This is a genomic window from Collinsella sp. Sow4_D11 (assembly GCF_052116465.1).
GTDB lineage: Bacteria > Actinomycetota > Coriobacteriia > Coriobacteriales > Coriobacteriaceae > Collinsella.
Genome location: NZ_JBQKLA010000011.1, coordinates 1 through 23484, shown reverse-complemented (window position 1 = coordinate 23484; position 23484 = coordinate 1). Strand labels below are relative to the sequence as shown.

The following is a 23484-nucleotide window of genomic DNA, read 5'->3' as shown; positions in this document are numbered from 1 at the left end:
CCGCGTTGAGAGATTCGCTTTTGAAAGGAGGCCCCGTGAACGCCTTTGACCGCTACGCCCCGTTTATCCAAGACTTCATCTACTCCCACGATTGGGAGAGTCTGCGCTCCATTCAGGTTGCGGCGGCAGATGCCATCTTTAACACACAAGACAATGTGCTCCTGACGGCATCCACGGCTTCCGGCAAAACCGAGGCGGCCTTCTTTCCCATCCTGACCGAGTTTTGGGAGAAGCCGCCCGCGAGCGTGGGCGCCCTCTACATCGGCCCCCTCAAGGCGCTCATCAATAATCAGTTCGTCCGCCTTAACGACCTCTGCGAAGAGGCCGATATCCCTGTCTGGCACTGGCATGGCGATGTCTCGCAGTCGCACAAGGCTAAGCTCATCAAAAAGCCGAGCGGCATCTTGCAGATTACGCCCGAGTCACTCGAGGCGCTCCTGATCCATAAGCACATGGCGATCCCGCGCATGTTTTGCGACCTGCGCTATGTGGTCATCGACGAGGTCCACTCGCTCATGCGCGGCGACCGTGGCGGGCAGACGCTCTGCCTTATCGAGCGACTCTCGCGCATGGCCGGCGTGCAGCCTCGACGCATTGGCCTTTCGGCCACCATCGGCGACCCCGAGCGCACGGGCGCTTTTCTCTCACAGGGAACGGGACGTGACTGCGTTATCCCTCGTTTTGAGGAACCGCGCCGCGTATGGCGCATCTCCATGGAGCACTTCTACAACTCGGGTCCCCAGGCACAGCAGCGGGGATTCGAGAGCATGGGTCCTCAAGAGGCCGAAGTGCTTGCCTCCGAGCGAATTGAGGCAGCGGCACCCACGGCGCTGCCGGCCGACACCCAAGGCACGAGCCACAGCGGACAGCCCACACAGGAGGAGCGCCGTCAACGTCGTGAGCGAGCACGGGGCAAGGCCGCTCCCAAGGACCGCCAAGCTTCTTCGGCCCCCGAGGGCGAAGTCGACATCCCCCGGGCCGCCGAGCAAGCGCTCCTCAACCCCACCGACACCGCACCCGACAACGCCGATCCCGGCATGGGCTATATCTTCGAACACACCCGCGGGCGCAAGTGTCTGGTCTTTGCCAACTCGCGCGAGGAGGCAGAGGCCGTATGTTCCATGCTGCGCAGCTACTGCGAGAGCCGACACGAGCCTGACCGTTTCCTCATCCATCACGGCAATCTTTCGGCATCGTTGCGCGAGACGGCAGAAGAGCTCATGCGCGATGAGGAGCAGGCACAGACGACCGTCACCACCTCTACGCTTGAGCTTGGCATCGATATCGGCCGTCTGGAGCGTGCGTTTCAGATCGATGCGCCATTTACCGTCAGTTCCTTTTTGCAGCGAATGGGCCGCACGGGACGCCGCGACCTTCCGCCCGAGATGTGGTTTGTCATGCGCGAGGAAGAGCCCGAGCCGCGTACGATGATGCCCGAAACCATTCCGTGGAAGCTCCTGCAGGGCATCGCACTCGTACAACTCTATCGCGAGGAAAAGTGGGTCGAGCCGCCCGAGCTCGATCGACTCCCCTACAGTCTGCTCTATCACCAGACTATGTCGACGCTTGCCAGCACCGGAGAGCTCACACCGGCAGAACTTGCCCAGCGCGTGCTCACGCTCAGTTATTTCCACCGCGTCTCAGCCGATGACTATCGCGTGCTGCTGCGTCACCTCATTAAGATCGACCATATCCAGGTCACCGAGGGCGGCGGACTCATCGTGGGCCTCGCGGGCGAGCGCATCATTAACAATTTTAAGTTCTACGCCGTGTTCCAGGAAAACGAGGAGTTCACCGTTCGCAGCGAGTCGGCCGAGCTGGGCACGATCGTCAATCCCCCACCGCCCGGTGAGCGCATCGCCATCGCCGGGCACTGCTGGATTGTCGAGGAAGTGGACTGGAAGCGCCACACCGTCTTTGCCACGCAGGTCAAGGGCCGTGTGCCGGCTTACTTTGGCGATTGCCCCGGCGACATCAACACGCATGTACTCGAGCGCATGCGCCAAGCGCTCAACGAGCACGCGGCGTATCCGTACCTTATGGGTAACGCACGGGCACGCCTTGCACAGGCTCGTCATACCGCCGAGATTTCGGGCGCGGGAACTAAACCGCTTATCAACCTGGGCGGCGACACCTGGGTACTCTTCCCCTGGCTGGGCAGCTATGCCTTTTTGGCGCTCGAGCGCATGCTCAAGATTAAATGTGCCGCGGAGCTGGGCCTTCGCGGACTCGACCCTTCGCGCCCGTACTTTATGCAGTTTAAGATGAAGGCCGACGAAGAGACGTTCTTTGAGGTGCTCGCCGCCGAGGCCGAAAAGGACTTCGATCCCATCGAGCTCGTCTATCCCGGCGAGGTGCCTTACTTTGATCGTTACGATGAGTTCGTTCCCGAAGAGCTCGTGCGTAAGGGCTTTGCCGAAGGCGTGCTCGACATAGACGGCATGAAGCAGCGTGTCCGCAGCTGGCGCGACCACGCATAAAACGGGGCTGACTATATGAGCAGTCAATTTGGGACGGGGCTATTTTAGCTGCCCTTGCAGGTAAAGCGAAAGGTTTGGCCGATTAGTGGCAGGGATAGCTAAAATAGCCCCGTCCCAAATTGACTGCTCCCGATGTGGAGCGAGCCGGCATCCGAAAGCAGCTAAAAAGCCCCGTCCCAGAAAGACTGGTCGCAGAAAGACGCGCTAGTCGTGAAGGACGGCGCCGAGGAAGTCGGCGTCAAAGGGCACGGCTTCGGCAAAGGCATGGTTCCCGTCGCTGGCGATGAGCAGGTAGTTTTCCTCGCCGCCGAACTCTGTATCGCCACAGGGGACCACCCAGGCGTGGGCGAATATCTCGAGCGCCGTGGCAGCGCAGTCGCGCAGGAACGTTACATCGCTCCCCTCGTTTGCGCTCACGATATTGGCAACGTAGATACCCCCGGGGTTCAGGCTGCCCCGCACTAAACGCAACGCCTCAACCGTCGCCAGCTCGCGTACGGGCTCGGCACCGCCAAAGCAATCGCTCACGACCACGTCGTAGCGACGATGGCCCACGCTCGTCACACCCAGATACGAGCGAGCCTCAGCGGTTATCACCCGCAGGCGATCGCCCGCCGCGCGCTCTAGCTCGTCTAGGTAGAACCAGCGGCGCGCCAGGCGCGTAATCTCTCCGTCATACTCGATAACGTCCATGCGCAGGCCCTCGTGCGACATCAGCGCAAATTTGGGATAGGCAAACCCGCCGCCACCTAGCATAAGCATACGGCTGATACCGTGACCATAAACGTCACGCATCGCATCCTCGGCCTCAAACACGTCGTCAAACGCGCGATAATACGCAAAGACGGGCTCCGCCCAGCGCTCGCCGACGTAACTCGCGCTTTGGTAGACACCGCCCTGCACCAATACGCGGACTTCATCGCCGTCCTCATCGTGCACGCGTTTCACACGCGCCAACCCATTGCGGGTTCGCGCAACCTGCAGGCAGGCAGCACGAACAGCGACGGCAGCCGCACCAAGCGCCGCGGCTCCCAGAGCAACGCCGGCAACAACGCCGGCAGAAACACTCGGTTTGTTCATCTAGAGCTCCTTTTGCAGATAAAGGCCATGGTCATAAAATCCAAGATGGCGATAGTACTCGCGTGTGCCAATCGAGCTGATCACGTTGATGCGTGCATACCCCGCATCCCGGGCAATCTCGCACGCACGCTCTACGAGCAAACGCCCTAACCCGTGATGCTGCGCCGCCTGGCCCTGGTCGCCCACGCGCGCCGCCATGCCGTACACGTGCACCTCGCGAATCATCGCCTCGTCCGGCGTCGTCGGCAACTCGTCCGCATGCGCGGCAACAAACGAATGGTCGGGCAGCGACAGGCGCAAAAAGCCCGCAATCTTGCCCTGCGGCGTCACCCACTGCAAAAAACGCTCGTGCGTCACCGGCGTCTCGTACGCCACATCCTCGTCAAGGGTCAGCTCATCCAAGTCGGCACCCGCCGTGCTGATCTCGCGATAGCGAATCTCACGCACCGTCGCACCGTCACCCCGAGCAGCCAGGCGGTTCTCGACGAGCTGACGCAGGTTGGGCTTCTTGTTGCCCACCATAATGTCATCGGAGCTAAAATCGCGGATCATGCGGCTGATACGGCAGAACGGCGGCGTCACCACGATGTCATCGGCTAGCACGTCGAGTAGCTCCTCCTCGGTATAGGGGCGCCACTCGCCGCGCTCGTAACAGCCCACCAGACGCGAGCCCTCGATGAGCGCGCACGGGTAGACCTTGACCTCGTCGGGCATAAAGGCCCCCTCGGTCATAAAGCGCTCGTAGTCGCGCTTGTCCCCCTCGGGTGTGGCACCCAGCAAGTTGAGCATAAAATGCGCGTGGATCTTAAAGCCAAACAGGCGCGCAAGCGAAAACGCCCGCTCGATTTGCCCCACCGAAATGCGACGCTCGTTGATATCGAGCAGGTACTGGTCGAGGCTCTGGATGCCCATCTGGATCTTGGTGCAGCCCAAGCGGCGGATGAGCGTAAGCGCCTGCGGCGTTACGGCATCGGGGCGCGTCTCGATAACGAGTCCCACCACGCGATGCTTCGCCGTCTCGTTGATGCGCTGCTGACGCTCGAGCTCCTCCATCGTTGCCGTCTGCCACTCGGTGACCTCGCCCCACGGCGTACCGGGGCCGTACAGACGACGCACCGCACGGTTATAGCCGCCCACGGCAGCATCCACACGCTCCTGCTCGTCGGCAACGCCGGCAGCGAGCTCGGCCTCGTCTGTCGCAATGCCGGCAGCCCGATAGCGCTCGCGGCGCTCCGCTACCACCGGCGGCAGGGCATCGGCGGGTGCATCGTCGAGCAGACGCCCCGCCTCGGCACGGCTGATGCCCGGACGCGCCAACATGGGGTTGGCCGCCACGCCGGCGACGGCATCGTCATTGAGCGCACGGAAAAGCTCCAACATAAACCATGTCTGATACCCTTCCGGATAGTCGCTCCAGGTGCCACCGAGCACAATGAGCTCAATCTTATCGGTCGCATGCCCCATCTGCGAAAGCGCGGTCAGACGAGCGCTCACCTGCAGATACGGATCGAAGCAATTTTGCTCCGCACGGGCGCACGCGGGCTCGGCATGCAAATAGCTTTTGGGCATACGCAGGTCGTTGGGGCAAAACAGGCAATCGCCCGAGCACGGCCACGGCTTGGTGATGACGGTAATGGTCGCTACGCCCGAAGCCGTGCGGCGCGGCTTCATGCGTAGCACCTGCAGCAGTTGACGTTCCAGATCGGAATCGACATTCCACGCAGTCCAACGAGCCGGATCCTCACGTTTAACCCGCTGGTAGAACGGCAGCAGACGGCGCTTGGCCAGATCGCGCTTGTCGGCACCCTCACGGCGCGCCTCGGCATGTATCAGTTTGACGAGCGCCTTGTCGTCTACGGTCTCGCCGCAACGCAGGGCTTTAAGTATGTTCAAGATAATCTGTTCCATGCCCCCATTGTAAAGGCAAAGGCGCCGGAGCCCGTCACGGCCCCGGCGCCTCCATCAAACAGCGCGTCTAAGCATCTATGCTTGCGGACCAGCCCGCAGCCATCACTCCGAATCAAACGACATGTCGCCCAAACCGACCTCAAAGCGATATGTGGCGGACTTGTCACCGTTATCGAACTCAAGATTCGAAACCATCTCACCGTCATAGCTATCCGGAAGGAAATCGCTCTCGAAGTCGCCACAGCCCAAGGTGAGGCTCGCCTTAAAGCCCGTAGAGTTCGGAACCGTCATCTCCACATCGCCCGTGCCCACACTCACGTCCATCGACTTCGCGGGGGCCTGGTAGAGCTCGAACGTCACATCGCCCAAACCGACCTCAGCGCTGAGCGCATCAGTCACGCTGCCCGTAAACTCTACATCTCCCGAACCCAGGAAAAGGTCGAAACCATCACAGATGACACCGGCAATCTGCAGATCACCCGAGCCCACGTGCACGTTGACTCCCTTCAAATGTTCGGCAACACGGCGTGGCAGCTCAACCGTAACTGAGCGATCGATTGCCTTACCGTCATCACTTCCAAACTGGGAAACCTTGAGCGTCGAGTCCTCGACGGATGCGATGTTTTGCGTCGCGGCCTTGGAGGCATCCATACCCTTGGCAACGCGCCCCCGCTCGATAACGCGAGCCTTGTTGCCATCAACAACCTTGACGTCCACCGAAGCCGCATTGATATCGAAATCGAGGTAGCGGAACTCATCGGCATCAAAAGTCACACTCGAAAGTTGCTGAGGCCGAGCGGAATAGTTACCGCTATTCAAGGAATCGTCCTCGTCAAACATATCGTCAAAATCAGACAAATGGCCAGATAGAATACCGGCCGTACGCACCATATCGGAATGAGCCAATAGCCGCGAAATGCCAAAGACAAGCCCAATGATGAGCACAAACGCTCCGATGCCAACGCCCAAGCGTACCTTGGATTCATGCGAAAGCTTCATCATTCATCACCCTCTTTGGCAATCGGCTCAGCGGTGGTCGCGGTAGCCACGTCAGCATCAACCGCAGCGGAAACATTCTGAGCCCTAGCTGTCACCGGTGCCGGACCAACCTGAATATCCCCGCGTGCCCAATCGCCATCGAGCGCACGCGCCACCCAGTGATAGATAGGGATCGTAAAGAAGATGAGCGCAGCAAAGGGGCCGGTACCAAACGGGAACATCAGCAAAAAGAACAGCAGCCAGCACACGGCCCAATACGGGAACGACTGGAACGGGCCCTTCACCGGAGTCGAGCCAACTGCGCCGCCACTCGTCGCCTGCGCCGTAGCGGCATTGGCGGCCTGCGCACTCCAGCTTGCCGCTTGCGCCGCCTTGGCCGCAGCATCACTCGCCTGTGTTGCCGCCTCGGTGGCACGTGCCGCCGCCTCATGGGTGCGGGCGCGCTCCGCGGCCTCGGCCTCGCGCTGACGGGCGCGGTCCTCGTTCTCAAACTCGATATCGTCCTCGATCTCGTCGCTCGGATTGAGGAGCTCGTCCAGGCTCACGCCATAGAGTTTGGCGAGCGAGATCAGGTTCTCGGTATCGGGCGAGCTCTCCGCGCGCTCCCATTTACTGACCGCTTGGCGCGACAGTCCCAGCTTTCGTGCCAGCCCTTCTTGACTAAGCCTTTGCTGCGGCGAAGGTCGGCGAGCCGCTGCGCAGTTTCTACATTCATGGTTCCTCCTATGTGATGCCAGCCGTGCCGCCGGACCGTTTTTGTTCTTAAGGCGCCTTGCATAGTTAAAAATCTATCCGCCACCGCCAAAAGCATGCCACCTATTCTAGTGAGATTTTTGACAACCGGCGGTTGCGGGTGCATATGAGCTGCGGAAATGTGTCCAAACAAAGCAATGGCACCTAGCTTGGTTGTCCCCGTTGCGGCGTTAACGGTAGTATGGTCGTACTGTTAATTCCGCACCGCCAACGGAGGGAGTTCCGCGCCGTGAACCGCGATTTCGCCTCATCGCTCATCCAGCTCAACAACACGTTCTATCGCGAGCACTCCGCCTCCTTTTCCGATACGCGTCAGGCCCCGTGGCCCGGCTGGGTACGCACCATGGATATCGCGCTCGAGCAACTCGACGTCGCCACAATCGAGCATCCCGTCCGCGTCTTCGATCTCGCCTGCGGCAATATGCGATTCGAGAACTTTGCCGCCGGCGGCGCACTTGCCGCCAAGGGCGTCGACGGCGCAAACTCCTCGGCAGATGCCAGCTGCCCGTTTGAGTTCTATGGCGTCGACTCGTGCCAAGACCTGGCCATCGATGCACGCGGTCACGCCCTGCGCATTCCCAACCTGCACTTCCAGGAACTCGACGTGCTCGACGCCCTCATGAAGCTCAACCCCGCCGAGGCGCCCGACGCGCTTTTCGACGCCCCGCTCGCCGATATCTCGGTCTGTTTTGGCTTTATGCACCACGTGCCGTCGTGCGAGTACCGCGTACGCGTGCTCGACGCCCTGGTGCGGCAGACGCGCCCGGGCGGCATCATCGCCATTAGCTTTTGGGAGTTTATGAACGACGAGCGCATGGCGCGCAAGGCCGTTCGAGCCGAAGCCCGCGCCGAGCTCACCCCGCCGTTTGAGGGTTACGATTCAGCGCAGTTTGAAGCCGGCGACCACCTCATTGGCTGGCAAAACGACCGCCATGCCTACCGCTATTGCCACCACTTTGACGATCAGCAGATCACCGACTTGGTGCGCGGCGTGCGCACGTTCTACAAGAGCGGCGAGGTCCCCGTACGCGAGCTTGAGCGCTTCCATGCCGACGGTCGCAGTGGCGAGCTCAACCGCTACGTGATTCTCAAGCGCCTGTAGGCACCGACGAGCCGCCGACGAGCCGCACCGCATCTTTCGGGCAAGCTATGCCTACCCTTTTTCAACCCATTGACGGAACGCGCAGCTATGCGTTCCATACTTATGACCAAGGAGCCTCATGGGAGCCGTCCACGTTCGCACGCCTAAGAACTTTGTGCTCGAAGAGCGCCTGGAGCGCTACGCCGATGCGATTGAGACGAACCCTGAAATCTATGCCGGAGATTGGCGCGAGGCCTGTGCGCCCGCAGGCAGCAAGTCTTTCGAACACCTTCACCTGGATCTTGGCTGCGGCAAGGGAACGTACCTTGTAGAGCGCGCGGCCCACGAGCCAAACACGCTCTTTATCGGCATGGACCAGGAGCCCATCTGCATCGCCTATGCCGCACAGAAAATCTGCGAGCAGGAACTGACCAACGCACTCGTCCTGCCCCGAGGCGCCGCATCGTTGCCGCAGCTGTTTGCCACAGGCGAGCTCGATGCCATCACCATCAACTTTCCCACGCCGCAGCCTAAGGCCAAGTACGCCAAAAAACGACTCGTCCATGTCGACCATCTGATGCTCTACCGCCCGCTTTTTTCAGCCGGCGCCACCGTCACGCTGCGCACCGACAGCAAGCCATTGCGCGACTACGCCCTGGGGCAGTTTGCCGCGGCCGGCTACGACACACTATGGGTAAGTGACGACGTTCGCCGCGACCATCCCGAGCATCCCGAGACCGAATACGAGCGCCGCACGCGCGAGATGGGTGCCGCCGTCTATGGCATTTGCGCCACTCCCGACGCGCTGCCCAGCAATGAACAGCTCACGGCGGGCCGCGCGCAGGAGCAAAGCCTTGCGTGCTACCTGCCCGACAATCTCGATGAGCTCACCTACGTGCCCTTCGGCATGGAAGAGGCCGTCGAGAACTTTAAAAACCGCGCCCGCAAGGGCAAGAAGCGCTTACCGCAGGAGTCCCAGGGGCCTCTGATGGTCGCGGCTTCGGCAAACAAGCGCAAATAGGCGCCAGCAAACGACCCTCAAATCTAAGTGAGTAGACTTTTTTGCAATAGCCAAGCACAACCCGCATAACCAATACTAAAACCGCAGGTAGAACCTTTGCGCAAAAGCCATGTGCTCGCGATATTGCAAAAAGTCTACTCACTTAGCTGGCAACTGCACCAAACAGCTGGGCAGAACGCCCATTTCCTGCATTTTCTTGCCTGCGAACGCATCGATGCGACGCTACGCCATAATAGTTGGCGGACAATCGCGAGAGAAAGCAAACACATGGCACAGACCACGACAGATACCGCCGCCAGCACCGTCTCCGGTGCCGGCGCCGCCAGCTCGTTCTCGGGCGGCACGGGAACCGAAGCCGAGTTTGGCTCGCTCGGCGCGCTCTCTCCCACCTGGTGGGAGCCCGAGGACGGCAGCGAGCCCGAACCATGGCTCACGCCCGATCAGGCCTACGAACGCTTCTTTGAATGGACGAGCGACCGTGGCATTGAGCTGTGGGATCACCAAGAAGAGGCCCTCATGGACCTGGCCGCCGGCGATCACGTCATTTTAGGCACACCGACCGGATCGGGTAAATCGCTCGTCGCGCTGGGCATGCTCTTTATGGGCATGGCTCAGGGCAAGCGCTGCTATTACACGGCCCCCATCAAAGCCCTGGTCAGCGAAAAGTTCTTCGACCTGGTACAGGTACTCGGCCGCGATAACGTCGGCATGATCACCGGCGATACGCATATCAATACCAAGGCGCCCGTCATCTGCTGCACGGCCGAAATCCTTGCCAACGATGCGCTGCGCGAGGGCGAGGGCGCCGACGTGGGCTGCGTGGCCATGGACGAGTTCCACTACTTTGCCGACCCCGACCGCGGTTGGGCCTGGCAGGTACCGCTGCTCACCCTGCCCCACACGCAGTTTATGCTCATGAGCGCCACGCTCGGCGATGTCTCCGCCATCGCCGCCTCGCTCGAGGAACACACCGGCGCTGCTTGCGACTTGGTTGTCGATGCCCCGCGTCCTGTTCCGCTGAGCTACGACTATGTGACGACCTCCCTCGAGGGCACGGTCGAGCTCGCGATGCGCCGCGGCGAGGCCCCGCTCTATATCGTGCACTTTAGCCAGGATGCCGCCCTTGCGACGGCACAGTCGCTCGCCAATTTTGGCATCGCCAGCAAGGAGCAGCGCGAAGCCATCAAAGAAGCGGCAAAGGGAACGAGCTTCTCCACGGCCTTTGGCAAGATTCTCAAGCGCCTGCTTGGATGCGGCGTCGGCGTGCACCATGCTGGCATGTTGCCGCGCTATCGCCTGCTGGTCGAGCGCCTGGCGCAGCAGGGCCTACTGCCCGTCATTTGCGGTACCGATACGCTCGGCGTCGGCATCAACGTACCCATCCACACCGTGGTCCTCACTGCGCTCACCAAGTTCGATGGTTACAAAATGCGTCGCCTGCGCGCCCGCGAGTTCCATCAAATTGCCGGTCGCGCCGGTCGCTCGGGCTTCGATACCGAGGGCATGGTAATCGCCGAGGCACCTGAGCACGAGATCGAGAATGCCAAGCTTATGGCCAAGGCGGGCGACGACCCCAAAAAACTCCGTAAGATTAAAAAGAAAAAGGCCCCCGAGGGCTTTGTCTCCTGGAACAAGCAAACTTTTGAGCGCCTGATCGAGACGCAACCCGAAACGCTCAAGCCACGCCTGCGCATCACGCACTCTATGGTGATTAGTGTGGTCGAGCAGGGCGGCAATGCCCGAGCCCGCGTACATGACCTCATCGAGACAAGCCTGCAGACCCCCGAAGAGAAGGCCAAGCTTGAGGTTCGCGCCGACGAGATCTTCGCCACGCTCATCGACTCCGGCGTCGTCGTGCGCACCGAGGTGCCGCCCGCACCCGACGCTCCGGCTGACGCCGCGCCGGACATCGACTACGCGCTGACGGTCGACCTGCCCGAGGACTTTGCGCTCGACCAGCCGCTCTCGCCGTTTTTGCTTGCCGCGCTGGAGCTGCTCGACCCCGAAAGTGAGACCTATACCATGGACCTCATCTCGATGGTCGAGGCCACGCTCGAGGACCCCAAGCAGGTATTGCGTGCACAGGAGCGCGCCGCACGCGATCGCGCTATGGCCGAAATGAAGGCCGACGGCATCGAGTATGAGGAACGCTTGGAGCGAATTCAAGACGTCACGTACGAAAAGCCGCTCGAGGATTTGCTCGACGCCGCTTTTGACAAGTACTGCCAGGAAGTGCCCTGGGCAAACGACTACCAGCTCTCTCCCAAGAGTGTCCTGCGCGATATGCTGGAAAGCGCGAGCGATTTTAAGGGTTACATTCAAAAGCTCGGCATCGCCCGCTCCGAGGGCATTTTGCTTCGCTACCTGGCAGAGGCCTACCGTTCGCTCGACCGCACCGTACCCATCGAGAAGCGCGACGAGCGCCTGCGCGACATTATCTCGTGGCTGGGCTTTGTGGTGCGCTCGGTGGACTCGAGCCTGGTGGACGAGTGGGAGAACGCCGGCAACCCGGCAGCCCTCAATGCCGCGCCGCCACAGGGCATCGACGAGGTCGTGGCGGACCGCCGCGGCTGCACGCTGCTGGTGCGCAATGCGCTCTTCCGCCGCGTGACCCTTGCCGCCCGTGAGCACGTTCGCGACCTGGGCGAGCTCGACAACGACTGGGGCATGAGCGAGATCCGCTGGCAAAAGGCCCTCGATGCCTACCATGAGCTGCACGAGGAAATCCTCACCGACGGAGATGCCCGCAGCGCCGCGATGTTTTCCATCGATGAGTCCGACGAGAAGACCGCGCACGTATGGCACGTGCACCAGATCTTTGCCGACGAGGACGGCGACCACGACTTTGGCATCATGGGCGATGTCGATCTGGACGCCACGCAAGACGGCGGTGAAGTCATCTTCAAAAACTACCGCGTCGGCTTTATCGAAGACCTGCTCGAGAACTAGTCGAACATATTGGAACGAAACGAAGCGGGGCCATTGGCAATATCGCCAGCGGCCCCGTTTTTGCACTATACGCTATGCCTTACTCGGTATCCTCGACCTCATACGAATCCGCCTCGGCTGGCTCATCGTTTGTCTCTGGCGCAGCCCCGCGCGCCTCGTCAAACGCCGCCTTCATGGTCTTGTTGCCCCACGTGAGCTTGCGAATGGTAAGATCGTCGGCCTTCTTGTTGGCTAGGCGCAGATTGTTCTCGGAGGACAGCAATGCCTCCTTGGTTTTCTGCAGATGGCTAATCGTCTTGTCGATCTCATCGATTGCCGTTTGGAACTTGCGGCTCGCGATCTCGTAGTTGCGACCGAAATCATTCTTGAACTTCTCCATCTTGGCTTCGAAGTTCGTGACGTCGATATTCTGCTGTTTGTACTCCGCTAGCTCCTGCTTATAGCGCAGTGAGCCCATGGCGGCGTTGCGAAGGAGCGTGATCATGGGAATGAAAAACTGCGGGCGAATCACGTACATCTTCTCGTAGCGATAGCTCACGTCGACTATCCCTACGTTATAGAGCTCGCTCTCGGGCTCGAGCAGCGTGCAGAGCACCGCGTACTCACAGCCTTTCTGGCGACGATCGTGATCGAGTTTCTTAAAGAAGTCCTCGTTTTTATGCTTGGTCGCGGTCTCGTCGTTCTCGTTTTTCATCTCGAACATTATCGAAATGACCTCGTTGCCGCTCGCGTCGCACTCGCGGAAGATAAAGTCGCCCTTGGTACCCTCGGACGCATCGTTATCCTTCTCGAAGTACGCGTTGGGAAATGCCGTCATGCGCAGACGGTTAAACTCGGTCTCGCAGTGCTGCTCGAGCGACTCGCCCACCATCTTGGTGGACAGACGGACCTTCATGTCCTTAAGGCGCTCGATCTCTTCATCCTTGTAGCGAATCAGGTCATCGCTCGCGCGCTTGGCCTGCGCAAGCTCGAGCTCGTGTGCCGCCTTGGCCTGTTCCTCGCGAGAATCGCGCACCGCCAGCTCGCTCGTCAGTTTGGCACGCGCCTCATCGCGCTCTCGCTCCGCCGCGGCGACCGCCTTCGACAGCTCCATTTTTGCAGAAAGTTCTTGCTCACGAAGCTGTGCACGAAGGCCCTCGGCCTCGCGCTCAGACTGAGCCTTTGCGGCGGAAAACTTCTCTTGTACCTTCGCGCGATAGTCAGCAAGCGCGCGCTCGGCCTCGCTGCGAGCGGCATCGAGCTCACGCTGCGACTCTGCCGCGGCAGCGGCAAGCGCCATCTCCTGGGCCTTGTCCGCCGCGGCAAGCCTGGCCTGCAGCTCGGCAATCTGAGCATCACGTGCAGCTAAATCGTTTTGAGCGGCATTGCGCGCCGCCGACTCGACGAGCTTGGCTTCGTCATCTTTGCGCTCCAGCTGCGCACGCAAATTGTCGATCTCGCGCTGGAGTTCAGCATTCTCCTTTTGAGCGTTGGATCGTGCCTCTACCGCCGCGCGCTGGCTTGCACTCTCGCGCTCTGCGGCAGCGCCCTCGAGCTTGGCACGCAGCTCGGCGAGCTCAGCATCGCGCTTGGCAACCTCTTGTGCCAGCTGTTGAGCTGCAGCGTTCTTCTGCTCGGTAAGCTGAGCGTTGCGCTGGGACTCTGCCTTTTGCAAGGCAGCCATCGAACGCGAGCGCTCAAGCTCCAGCGCTTGCTCGCCCTCGCGCTGGACCGCCTTCACACGCTCATCCAGGTCGCGCGAAAACTCGGCATCGCGCACTTGCTTGACGATATCCGCATAGCCGGACGCGTCGACCTTAAAAACTTCGCCACAATGCGGGCACTTGATCTCGTTCATAGCAGCTCCTCGCTGGACGCAAATTTCAACCGCCTACACTCTACCGCGCTGCGCGGACAAAAAAGGCGCCGCCGCCATAATGGCAACGGCGCCAGAACCGCCACAAAGGTGCCCGTCCCCTTTGTGGCGTTTTGTGTGACGGTTCGAGAATTACAATCCAAAGAAGCCTAGGATTTGGTCACGGCTTACGGGCTTGTACTCGTTGGCATCGAGGCCGACATCGTAGCGAAAGATAGGACGTTCGCGATCGCGGTTGCGCGTATTGGTGCGGTCTCCCCTGCTGTGGATATGCCCGTGCAGCATGATGGCGCCACGTGCCTTGCCATTCCAGCTGAGCATGGGGTAGTGGCTCATAACCAGACGATGACCCTTGGCATAGCCGGGGGCAATCTCCAGGTAATCACGCACGTCTTCCCAAATCTGCGGCACGTCGGGATCTTCCCAGTCGCCGTCATGGTTACCACGGATGAGCGTCACGTTCTGGCATTCGATGCGCTCGCGCAGGCGCACGGCATCCGCTAGGGGCAGACGATAGGTAAAGTCACCCAGAATATAGAGGCGGTCATCCGCAGCCACGCACTCATTGATGGCATCGATGACCTTGCGGTTCATCTCCTCAACCGAGCCAAACGGTCGGTCCATGTCGTGCAAGATATTCGTGTCGCCCAGGTGCAGGTCGGCGGTAAACCACATCATCGTCTCAGTCCTCATTTCGCAACGCGTCCAACTCGTGCTAAGTATACAGACGCAGCGATGCAGCAGTTACCCAAAGAGCCCGCCAAACAGTCCGCGACGGCGCTTGTCTATTTATTCGTACCTTTACCCTGGGCGTTCTTATCCTTTTGCTTTTTGCAATCCTGCTCCAGCTCATCGTCGTCGAGTAGCATATCCCTCTCAAACGAATCGTCCGTCAAATCGAACAGGTCATCGTCATCAAACATGGCAGCCTCCCTTACCGATTAGCGGGCATCCACCACATAGAGGCCAACGCGCACCTGGTGCCACGGGCTACGCTCGGGGGCAACCTGCTGCACGCGGGCCTCAAATACGTCCTCATGGCCGTAATACATCATCAAGGACAGCGGACCGACCTCGTTTCCCGGAACATAGCCAAGCTTGGTGTTGCCGTAGTAGATCGCAACCGCCTCGGGATCATGGGGATTATCACGCTCGGCGCACAGCGTCAGCTTATCGCCCGCTTTAAGATCGCCCAGGACCAAAGCGCCGTCGGCATACTGAAATCCTGCAATGTGAAACGACAGAAGAACACGTGAAGGCTCGTACATAGCAACTCCCCTAACGGCCGGATAAACCGGCGTTTAACCTTGCCGAGAAGTCTACGGGTCCGTGCGGACACAAATTCATCCTGTCTGCGTCTTTTCGACCGTTTGTCCCTATGTCATCTGATTCTAATGCACAAACATGCGCACGAATTTGTGCTTCCAGTTTGCGTAAGGGGCATAGCGAAATGGCACGTCCAGCCACGTTGCCTTGTTCACGATGCTCTTCTTGTGGCTAAACGTATCGAAGCTCTCGCGTCCATGGTACTGCCCCATACCGCTCGCTCCCATGCCGCCAAAGCCCATATGGCTCGTAGCCAGGTGCATGATCGTGTCGTTGACGCAACCGCCACCAAAGGGCACGTAACGCACAAAGCGCTGCTGAACCTCACGGTCCTGGCTAAAGATATACAGGGCCAGCGGCGTCGGACGATCCGTAATAAACGTCTCGGCCTCGTCTAGGCTCTCAAACGTCAGCACCGGCAAGATGGGACCGAAAATCTCCTCCTGCATCACGGCGTCATCGGGGGCCACGCCGTCCAAAATTGTCGGCTCAATCTTGAGCGAAGCCTCGCGCGCAGCACCTCCAAGCACGACCTTATCGGGATCGATCAGCCCATGCACGCGCGCAAAATGCTTGGCATTGACGATATGCCCGTAATCCTCGTTGTCGAGCGGATGCTCGCCAAACATACGGCGCGCCTCTTCCTTGATGAGGCCCAGCAACTCGTCGTGCACACGCGTATCGACCAGCAGGTAGTCGGGCGCCACACAGGTCTGCCCCACGTTGAGCCATTTACCAAAGGCGATACGCCGTGCCGCAACCTTCAAGTTTGCCGTCGCATCCACGATGCAGGGACTCTTTCCACCCAGCTCAAGCGTCACGGGCGTAAGGTTTTTACTTGCGCGCTCCATGACGAGCTTGCCGACCGGAACGCTACCGGTAAAGAAGATCTTGTCCCAGCACTCATCGAGCAGCGCTTCGTTCTCGGCGCGCCCGCCCTCGACAACTGTCACCAGGCACGGATCAAATGCTTCTTCGCAGATCTGCTTGAGCACCGCACTCGATGCCGGAGCATAGGCGCTCGGCTTGATGACCACAGTATTGCCCGCGGCAAGGGCGCCGGCGAGCGGCTCGAGCGTTAGCAAAAACGGGTAGTTCCACGGGGCCATGATGAGCGTGACGCCATAGGGCACGGCTTGCGTCTTGCACACACTCACGGCGTTGGCAAGGTCGCACGGACGCAGGCGCGGACGACTCCATCGAGCCACATGTGCGATCTGATGACGAATCTCGGAAAGCGACGTGCCGATCTCGCACATATACGCCTCGTCATGCGACTTTCCCAAATCGGTCTTGAGCGCATGGGCAATATCGGCCTCGTGGGCCCGCACCGCATCGCGTAAACTCACGAGCGCACGACGTCGAGCATCGACATCAAACGTGGCGCGCGTCTTAAAGTAGACGCGCTGGTCTCCGACAATGCGCGCAATTTCCTCGGTGTTCATGGACCCTCCTAGTTCTCGCCCTCAAACATACCACCCGCGACGACCTCGTACATGCGCATCAGCTCCAAACGGTCCATCAAAAGTGGAACGGGGTACAGCGGATTGGCCTCGGCATCGGCATGCGCCGCCATCTCGGGAATGTCGGAGCGGCGAATGCCCGTCACATATTTGGGAATGTCCAAGGCGGCGTTCATTCGATCGACCCAATCGGTAAAGGCCTCGACGGCATGCGTCAGGGCGCCCATGCCCGTCTGCCCCGTAATGGAGGCGGGCAGACCGCGCGTGAACTCGGGGTCGTGCACCGCAAAGCGCGGGATAAGCACAAAGTCGTTAATGGGGTACTTGTAGTGCGTCTCGTCATCGGTGATAACCGCCGCGAGCGTAACTTCGCTTCCCGTACCGGCGGTAGTGGGAACCGCAATAAGCAGCGGCAGGAGACGGTGGACGCGCAGCAGGCCGCGCATCTTGTTGATGGGCTTGTTTGGCTGCGCGATTCGTGCTCCCACGCCCTTGGCACAGTCCATGGCCGAGCCACCGCCAAAGCCGATAATGGCCTGGCAGGCGCTCTCTCAGCATGCTCCAGAATGCGTGGCTCGGTATAGGGCAGCACCGGCGATGCGATGCGAAAAACCGTTTGATACGTTCGGCACCAGGCGCAGTGGGCTAGATGCATAAAGGAAACTCCCTCATTTGTTGATTGGTCAACATTTGCTCGACCGATTCTACTCATCGGAGCTCGCAGGCGGCCTGCCAATCGTTAATCAATCAACATCTTCATATCTCAAAATTGTTTTATCAAAAATCATTCCTAATAGGCTTCACATTTTGTTGCATTTATGGATAATAGAACTCGTCAAGACGCACGTCCGGAGAGGGCCCTTACGGGATCGGACAAGCGCCCCATCGCCATCCATCGAAAGGATCGAATCATGAAATTTGTTTGCCCCGTTTGCGGTTATGTGGAAGAGTTCGACGGCGACCAGCTGCCCGAGGATTTTAAGTGCCCCCAGTGCGGCGTTCCCGGTTCTCGTTTCCTGAAGCAGGAGGAGGGCAAGCTCGAGTGGGCTGCCGAGCACGTCGTGGGCGTCGCCAAGATGGAGGGCGTCTCCGAGGACATTGTTGCCGACCTGCGCGCCAACTTTGAGGGCGAGTGCTCTGAGGTCGGTATGTACCTGGCCATGGCTCGCGTCGCCCATCGCGAGGGCTATCCCGAGATCGGCCTATACTGGGAGAAGGCTGCCCACGAGGAGGCCGAGCACGCCGCCAAGTTCGCCGAGCTCCTGGGCGAGGTCGTGACCGACTCCACCAAGAAGAACCTCGAGATGCGCGTTGAGGCCGAGAACGGCGCCACCGCCGGCAAGACCGATCTTGCCAAGCGTGCCAAGGCCGCTGGCCTCGATGCCATCCACGATACCGTGCACGAGATGGCTCGCGACGAGGCCCGCCACGGCAAGGCTTTCGCCGGCCTGCTCAAGCGCTACTTTGGCTAAGCCAACCGCCTGAGAGATAATCTCTAACTTTAAAGGGCCCGGACCGCATGGTTCGGGCCTTTTTTCGTGTCTCATAAACTCGTTAACGCCCTGAAATAGGGCCACCTTCGGCATCGACTTCTCGTCAAAAACTAAGTGAGTAGACTTTTTGGAACTTGCCGAGCAGACCATCCATATTGCTCTATAAAGCCGCAGGTAAATGACTTGTTGCAAAACGGCCTGGTCGCCATCACGCCAAAAGTCTACTCACTTAGATCCGCGCCGTCCACGATCGAGCTGTTTTGTGTCCAATGGACATCTTTCCGTCGATTACTCCCAATTTTGTCCAGTCAACGAATAGTTCAGACCGGAGTAATGCCTCAGCCCTTTGCTCATCCGAGCTTTTATAGCGATATTCAACATCGAGCATCCTGCATACGGCCTTAACGATCGCACGGAATCTATCCTCATCGGATATCTGTCCGTGTGTCAGGAGAAGCACGTCGTAGCCCATGGCTTGAAGCGCCGTCATGCGGTCAGCGTCACGCAAGCCATCCCCCGCGCGCCCGTGCGAGGCCTTTCCCTGACATTCAATGGCCACCTGTCGCCTCCCGTCCGGCGAGGAAAGAAGTAGATCGATATATACGCGGGTCTTTCCTACAATCGCTCGAGCACTTGTGCTTAGCACCACTTTGACATTGAGCTCTATGCCGCAAAACCCTTCACCTCCCAGGGCTCGCGGCAGTCCAAGCAACAAATACGCCTCGACCTCAAAAGGCGAAGCGGCACCCAATGGAACGAGATGCGATACCGCCATAAATCGATTGCCGTAACGCATCCCGCAAACATCTGAACAAAAACGGTCAAGGTCCCCATCCAAAACCAAAGCGTCGCGACGCCATAAATTTGAGGCGGTGCCGCCCCCGGACGGGCAGCGCACCCAACCCAACGTTGTCGAAATCGCACCCGAATCAATTGCATGCGAAAGCTCCACCTCAAGTGGCGCCGGCAGGGCACATACCGCAAACAGGCCGCACATCTCCGCCAATACCAGAAGAAGTTGGAGATCCGTCAGATGTCGAGACATGATAAATGCCGTCAGTAGAGGAGACGTGACCAAAAATCCATGCTCCGTTTCCAGCACGGATTCCCTGGGGAGTTCACCAAGAAACAGCCGCTGCCTAATGTTGGCAGGGCAAGTCCGTTTGTTTCTCGTCCGAACCAATGTATACAACGGAAAACCGAGCGCGACCGCAGCCGTCGGGTTGCGGACGAGGTCATATCGCTGCCGGTCTTCATCCGGCCGCGGAAGCGGAGGACACAAAGCGCGGACTTGAGGGGGCAAACGCCAGTACCTAAAAGCCGATATGTCACAAAGTAAATCCTTCATAGGCACAGGAAAGCACGAATTTCAACCCAGTCGGTCTCTCATTGGGGCGAACGCACCAAAAATGGCTCCGAACGAACTGCAAGGTTTTCAACAGCCCTCCCCAACTGGCCAAAAGCTTACCGAGAACTGGACGAAGCCCTGTTGAAAACCCCATTTTTTTCTCATGCGGTAGCTTTGCGCGGCAAGTGAGTAGACTTTTTGGGACATCCCGAGCAGACCGATGATCCCACTTCTCAAAACCACAGGTAGATAGCTTGTTACAAAACTGTCTGGTCGCCAAAGTGCCAAAAGTCTACTCACTTAGGTTACAGAGTGCCCCATTAGCTGCGATTCCAGGGTATTAAGCACCTCCGGACTCAGGTCGTCATACTGGACAAGAATTTGAGTTGAGTTTTCAGGGACAGATGCGCCATCGGCACACCAATAACAGTTACTGATATCGATAAAAGGGATGCTCGAGCGCGTGAGGGCCTGCGCAAAAGAGCTTCCGCCCGTTCCCCGCTCCGCAACCACGGTGCAGTAAAGACCTGCGTCTGCATGCTCGATCGAAACCTCTCCTGCTGGAAACGCATTCCGTACAAGCGCCACCAGGCCATCACGCGCCTCACGAGCACGAACGCGCACGCGGTTCACATGTCGCTCGTAATCACCCGATTCCAGCAAACGAGCCAAAGCGACCTGGTCGACAGAGCTCACCGACGAGGCGTAGAAACCAAGGTTGCACCTAAACCGCTCCATCAGCTCATCGGGCAACACCATGTACGCTAGACGCAACGCCGATGAAAGGCTCTTCGAAAACGTGTTGGTGTAGATAACCGATTGAGCGGCATCGATCGAAGCAAGCGCGGGAATCGGCTTGCCGGCCAGACGAAACTCGCAATCAAAGTCATCTTCGATGAGATATCGACCTGGTCGCTCGGCGGCCCAGCTCAGCAGCGCATAGCGACGCGCAATGCTCGTCACAAGGCCGGTCGGATACTGATGGGACGGCATCAGGTGAAGGACATCGGTCCCAGTTTTCTGCAGAGCGCTCAAGTCTACGCCCTCATCATCCAACGGGATATGTCGAACTTTGCAACCCATAGCCTGATAGATGCGCGTCAGGCGCAAATAGCCCGGGTCCTCAACGGCATACACCTTGTCGGCGCCAAGCAACTGAACCAACATGGTATCGAGCAGCTGGGCGCCTGCTCCGATAACAACGTTGTTGGGGTCGACATTCATGCCCCTTGTCCCGCGCAGATGGTGGGCAATTGCGCGTCGTAGCCGAGTGGTGCCTTGTGCCGGCGCGGTCGAAAAGATTTCGCGCTCGTCTTCGGATGCCAGCGTCGCCCGCAGCGCGCTTTGCCAAAGCCGCGCCGCCTCCAAAGCAGAAGGAGAAAGTGTATCGAATCGCTCGACCTGTCCGTTGACATCATGCGCGCCGGAACCCGCAGAGACGGCATCCCGGTCGATGCCCTCTGCAGCCGAAGCCAAAACCGGTGCATCCGGAAGCTCGCAAGCGTAGTAGCCACGACGCGGCATTGAGCAAATATAGCCCTCGGCAAGTAACTGGCTATATGCATTCTCGATGGTAATGACACTGATTCCCAGATGATTGGCAAAGGCGCGCTTAGACGGAAGATGCTCCCCCGCCGCAATGCGTCCAGCAACGATATCATCTCGAATTTGCTGGTAAATATACTCATAGAGCGATGCGTCGCCGCGTTTTTCCAAATTGTAGTCAAGCATGAGTTTATCACCTGACCTTATTGAGTCATTCAATCTGGTATTAGTCTGGCCTTATTATTATCTCTAAAACTGAGTATTTCGCCATACCCAGCTCCCCGATAGGATGTTCCGTCAAGCAATGCACATGCCAACCAAGGGAGCAACCATGGCAGAACAGACCAGCAAGGCAGATCGCGTCAAACTCAATCGCGAGCTCGCGCAGATGCTCAAGGGCGGCGTCATCATGGACGTCACCACGCCCGAGCAGGCACGCATCGCCGAAGAGGCGGGCGCCTGCGCCGTCATGGCACTCGAGCGCATCCCGGCCGACATCCGTGCCGCAGGCGGCGTCTCACGCATGAGCGACCCCAAGATGATCAAGGGCATCCAAGAGGCCGTCTCCATCCCCGTTATGGCCAAGTGCCGCATCGGCCATATTGTCGAGGCGCAGGTCCTGCAGGCCATCGAGATCGATTACATCGACGAGTCCGAGGTTCTCTCCCCTGCCGACGACGTCTATCACATCGACAAGACCCAGTTTGACGTGCCGTTTGTCTGCGGCGCCCGCGATCTGGGCGAGGCGCTGCGCCGTGTTGCCGAGGGCGCCACAATGATTCGCACCAAGGGTGAGCCGGGTACGGGCGATGTCGTCCAGGCCGTGCGTCACATGCGCAAGATCCAGAAGCAGATCCGCGACGTTGTTGCCCTGCGCGACGACGAGCTCTTTGAGGCAGCCAAGCAACTGCAGGTTCCGGTCGAGCTGGTCCGCGAGGTCCATGCCACGGGCAAGCTTCCCGTCGTGAACTTTGCCGCCGGCGGCGTAGCGACCCCCGCCGACGCCGCGCTGATGATGCAGCTGGGCGCCGAGGGCGTCTTTGTGGGATCGGGCATCTTTAAGAGCGGCAACCCGGCCAAGCGCGCCGCCGCCATCGTCAAGGCCGTGGCAAACTTCACCGATGCCAAACTCATTGCCGAGCTTTCGGAGGACCTGGGCGAGGCCATGGTGGGCATCAACGCCGACGAGATCGAGATTATCATGGAGGAGCGCGGGCGCTAGTCCGGCAGAAAGGATCGCCCATGAGCGATTATGCAGACCAAACGGTCGCCGTGCTGGCGGTCCAAGGCGCTTTTGCCGAGCACGAAGCAAGACTATCCGAGCTGGGCGCACACTGTATTGAGCTGAGGCAGGCGGCCGATTTGCAGCAGAACTTTGACCGTCTGGTACTTCCCGGCGGCGAGTCCACCGTTCAGGGCAAGCTACTTGCCGAACTCGATATGCTCGAGGATCTTCGTACCCGCATTGTTGAAGGCATGCCTGTACTGGGAACTTGTGCCGGTCTGATTCTGTTGGCGCGCGACCTTGCCGCCCACGATGACAAGGGAACGCCGCACTTGGCAACCATGGATATACTCGTTGAGCGCAATGCCTATGGCAGGCAGCTCGGCAGTTTTCGCACCAAGGGGCAGGTAGGCGGTATCGACGGTGAAGTGCCGTTAACGTTTATCCGCGCACCCCGCATCGTCGAGGTGCACGGCAATGCCAAGGCCTTAGCGAAAGTCGATGGACGCATCGTCGCCGCCCGTCAAGACAATCAGCTCGGCGTTACCTTCCACCCCGAGCTCGACGACGACACCCGCCTCCACGAGCTCTTCCTCCAAATGTAGGCAGAAAACAAACGAACGTGGATTTTCGGACGCATAGCAAATGAGAGTGGATAATCTCCCACTTTGAGCTTGGATGCAGGCTCAAACCGGGAGATTATCCACTCTCATGCTATGTAGTCGTTGGGGACGTTTTCAACGACTACATTGCGATAGACGGCCACGTTTGCCCAGATAATACCGACCAAAATAAACCTGTCCCTTTTTGGCAGGTTTGGATCAAGGCAACGCCGATGTTTTGGCAACGACAGACACTATGACCCAATCCGAGGGCACTAAAAAGATAGGAGCCCCCGCTCGTGACCGCGGGTCGGGGCTGCGACAATGATGTTGAAGTGCCATAGGCGCAGCCGCGC

19 protein-coding genes are annotated in these 23484 nt (G+C 59.4%); 7 read left to right on the top strand and 12 right to left on the bottom strand.

The window, feature by feature from the left end; genetic code table 11:
• The first annotated feature begins 35 nt into the window (after positions 1–35).
• Positions 36–2480 (top strand): DEAD/DEAH box helicase, encoded by a 2445-nt coding sequence (locus ACTQ40_RS06080; RefSeq protein WP_441563608.1) that lies wholly within the window; start codon positions 36–38, stop codon positions 2478–2480.
• 204 nt (positions 2481–2684) lie between these two features.
• Here the strand turns inward: ACTQ40_RS06080 and ACTQ40_RS06075 are convergent, their stop codons facing one another.
• The 4 genes from ACTQ40_RS06075 to ACTQ40_RS06060 form a co-directional block, all read right to left on the bottom strand.
• Positions 2685–3560: a spermidine synthase gene (locus tag ACTQ40_RS06075; RefSeq protein WP_441563607.1), complete on the bottom strand. Its 876-nt coding sequence runs from the start codon at positions 3558–3560 to the stop codon at positions 2685–2687.
• Complete coding sequence (locus tag ACTQ40_RS06070; RefSeq protein ID WP_441563606.1) at positions 3561–5468, bottom strand: elongator complex protein 3; 1908 nt, start codon at positions 5466–5468, stop codon at positions 3561–3563.
• A 102-nt stretch (positions 5469–5570) separates the two neighbouring features.
• A complete protein-coding gene (locus ACTQ40_RS06065; protein ID WP_441563605.1) occupies positions 5571–6467 on the bottom strand; it encodes a DUF4097 family beta strand repeat-containing protein in 897 nt (298 codons plus the stop codon).
• Positions 6467–7204, bottom strand: coding sequence for a helix-turn-helix domain-containing protein (locus ACTQ40_RS06060; protein WP_441563624.1), 738 nt, complete (start codon positions 7202–7204; stop codon positions 6467–6469). The genes ACTQ40_RS06065 and ACTQ40_RS06060 overlap by 1 nt, the downstream gene beginning before the upstream one ends.
• Positions 7205–7401: 197 nt before the next feature.
• Here ACTQ40_RS06060 and ACTQ40_RS06055 point away from each other — a divergent pair, with 197 nt between their 5' ends.
• The 3 genes from ACTQ40_RS06055 (at position 7402) to ACTQ40_RS06045 (ending at position 12271) form a co-directional block, all read left to right on the top strand.
• Positions 7402–8322, top strand: a complete 921-nt coding sequence (locus tag ACTQ40_RS06055; RefSeq protein ID WP_441563604.1) for a class I SAM-dependent methyltransferase — start codon at positions 7402–7404, stop codon at positions 8320–8322.
• A gap of 118 nt (positions 8323–8440) precedes the next feature.
• Positions 8441–9322: a tRNA (guanine(46)-N(7))-methyltransferase TrmB gene (gene trmB, locus ACTQ40_RS06050; RefSeq protein ID WP_441563603.1), complete on the top strand. Its 882-nt coding sequence runs from the start codon at positions 8441–8443 to the stop codon at positions 9320–9322.
• A gap of 267 nt (positions 9323–9589) precedes the next feature.
• Positions 9590–12271, top strand: coding sequence for a DEAD/DEAH box helicase (locus ACTQ40_RS06045; protein ID WP_441563602.1), 2682 nt, complete (start codon positions 9590–9592; stop codon positions 12269–12271).
• Between the two features lie 79 nt (positions 12272–12350).
• Here the strand turns inward: ACTQ40_RS06045 and ACTQ40_RS06040 are convergent, their stop codons facing one another.
• The 6 genes from ACTQ40_RS06040 to ACTQ40_RS06015 form a co-directional block, all read right to left on the bottom strand.
• Complete coding sequence (locus ACTQ40_RS06040; protein WP_441563601.1) at positions 12351–14108, bottom strand: DUF2130 domain-containing protein; 1758 nt, start codon at positions 14106–14108, stop codon at positions 12351–12353.
• A 150-nt stretch (positions 14109–14258) separates the two neighbouring features.
• Complete coding sequence (locus tag ACTQ40_RS06035) at positions 14259–14804, bottom strand: metallophosphoesterase (protein ID WP_441563600.1); 546 nt, start codon at positions 14802–14804, stop codon at positions 14259–14261.
• 107 nt (positions 14805–14911) lie between these two features.
• Positions 14912–15049, bottom strand: coding sequence for a hypothetical protein (locus ACTQ40_RS06030; protein ID WP_441563599.1), 138 nt, complete (start codon positions 15047–15049; stop codon positions 14912–14914).
• 18 nt (positions 15050–15067) lie between these two features.
• Complete coding sequence (locus ACTQ40_RS06025) at positions 15068–15394, bottom strand: HIRAN domain-containing protein (RefSeq protein WP_117655201.1); 327 nt, start codon at positions 15392–15394, stop codon at positions 15068–15070.
• A gap of 123 nt (positions 15395–15517) precedes the next feature.
• Entirely contained in the window at positions 15518–16897 is a 1380-nt protein-coding gene (locus ACTQ40_RS06020) for an aldehyde dehydrogenase (RefSeq protein ID WP_441563598.1), read from the bottom strand.
• Between the two features lie 8 nt (positions 16898–16905).
• On the bottom strand, positions 16906–17421 hold the full coding sequence (locus tag ACTQ40_RS06015) for an iron-containing alcohol dehydrogenase (RefSeq protein WP_441563597.1): 516 nt from the start codon (positions 17419–17421) through the stop codon (positions 16906–16908).
• 405 nt (positions 17422–17826) lie between these two features.
• Between ACTQ40_RS06015 and ACTQ40_RS06010 the strand changes: the two genes are divergently transcribed.
• Positions 17827–18387: a ferritin family protein gene (locus tag ACTQ40_RS06010; protein ID WP_154517090.1), complete on the top strand. Its 561-nt coding sequence runs from the start codon at positions 17827–17829 to the stop codon at positions 18385–18387.
• A 250-nt stretch (positions 18388–18637) separates the two neighbouring features.
• Here the strand turns inward: ACTQ40_RS06010 and ACTQ40_RS06005 are convergent, their stop codons facing one another.
• Together ACTQ40_RS06005 and pdxR are read right to left on the bottom strand one after the other, a co-directional pair.
• Positions 18638–19453: a hypothetical protein gene (locus ACTQ40_RS06005; protein WP_441563596.1), complete on the bottom strand. Its 816-nt coding sequence runs from the start codon at positions 19451–19453 to the stop codon at positions 18638–18640.
• Positions 19454–20056: 603 nt separating this feature from the next.
• Complete coding sequence (gene pdxR / locus ACTQ40_RS06000) at positions 20057–21487, bottom strand: MocR-like pyridoxine biosynthesis transcription factor PdxR (RefSeq protein WP_441563595.1); 1431 nt, start codon at positions 21485–21487, stop codon at positions 20057–20059.
• 145 nt (positions 21488–21632) lie between these two features.
• Between pdxR and pdxS the strand changes: the two genes are divergently transcribed.
• Together pdxS and pdxT are read left to right on the top strand one after the other, a co-directional pair.
• Positions 21633–22523 carry a pyridoxal 5'-phosphate synthase lyase subunit PdxS gene (pdxS, locus tag ACTQ40_RS05995; RefSeq protein ID WP_154517081.1) on the top strand — a complete coding sequence of 297 codons (891 nt, stop codon included), beginning with the start codon at positions 21633–21635 and terminating at the stop codon, positions 22521–22523.
• A 20-nt stretch (positions 22524–22543) separates the two neighbouring features.
• The gene (gene pdxT, locus ACTQ40_RS05990; protein ID WP_441563594.1) at positions 22544–23131 is read left to right on the top strand and encodes a pyridoxal 5'-phosphate synthase glutaminase subunit PdxT; all 588 of its coding nucleotides are present in this window, start codon (positions 22544–22546) and stop codon (positions 23129–23131) included.
• Positions 23132–23484 lie beyond the last annotated feature (353 nt).

Coding starts and splice junctions, on each gene's coding strand:
- trmB (WP_441563603.1), top strand. CDS start 8,441: ATGGGAGCCGTCCACGTTCGCACGCCTAAGAACTTTGTGCTCGAAGAG.
- ACTQ40_RS06025 (WP_117655201.1), bottom strand. CDS start 15,394: ATGTACGAGCCTTCACGTGTTCTTCTGTCGTTTCACATTGCAGGATTT.
- ACTQ40_RS06020 (WP_441563598.1), bottom strand. CDS start 16,897: ATGAACACCGAGGAAATTGCGCGCATTGTCGGAGACCAGCGCGTCTAC.
- pdxS (WP_154517081.1), top strand. CDS start 21,633: ATGGCAGAACAGACCAGCAAGGCAGATCGCGTCAAACTCAATCGCGAG.
- ACTQ40_RS06005 (WP_441563596.1), bottom strand. CDS start 19,453: ATGTCTCGACATCTGACGGATCTCCAACTTCTTCTGGTATTGGCGGAG.
- ACTQ40_RS06010 (WP_154517090.1), top strand. CDS start 17,827: ATGAAATTTGTTTGCCCCGTTTGCGGTTATGTGGAAGAGTTCGACGGC.
- ACTQ40_RS06015 (WP_441563597.1), bottom strand. CDS start 17,421: ATGGACTGTGCCAAGGGCGTGGGAGCACGAATCGCGCAGCCAAACAAG.
- ACTQ40_RS06035 (WP_441563600.1), bottom strand. CDS start 14,804: ATGATGTGGTTTACCGCCGACCTGCACCTGGGCGACACGAATATCTTG.
- ACTQ40_RS06055 (WP_441563604.1), top strand. CDS start 7,402: ATGGTCGTACTGTTAATTCCGCACCGCCAACGGAGGGAGTTCCGCGCC.
- ACTQ40_RS06075 (WP_441563607.1), bottom strand. CDS start 3,560: ATGAACAAACCGAGTGTTTCTGCCGGCGTTGTTGCCGGCGTTGCTCTG.
- pdxR (WP_441563595.1), bottom strand. CDS start 21,487: ATGCTTGACTACAATTTGGAAAAACGCGGCGACGCATCGCTCTATGAG.
- ACTQ40_RS06045 (WP_441563602.1), top strand. CDS start 9,590: ATGGCACAGACCACGACAGATACCGCCGCCAGCACCGTCTCCGGTGCC.
- ACTQ40_RS06030 (WP_441563599.1), bottom strand. CDS start 15,049: ATGTTTGATGACGATGACCTGTTCGATTTGACGGACGATTCGTTTGAG.
- ACTQ40_RS06040 (WP_441563601.1), bottom strand. CDS start 14,108: ATGAACGAGATCAAGTGCCCGCATTGTGGCGAAGTTTTTAAGGTCGAC.
- ACTQ40_RS06065 (WP_441563605.1), bottom strand. CDS start 6,467: ATGAAGCTTTCGCATGAATCCAAGGTACGCTTGGGCGTTGGCATCGGA.
- ACTQ40_RS06070 (WP_441563606.1), bottom strand. CDS start 5,468: ATGGAACAGATTATCTTGAACATACTTAAAGCCCTGCGTTGCGGCGAG.
- pdxT (WP_441563594.1), top strand. CDS start 22,544: ATGAGCGATTATGCAGACCAAACGGTCGCCGTGCTGGCGGTCCAAGGC.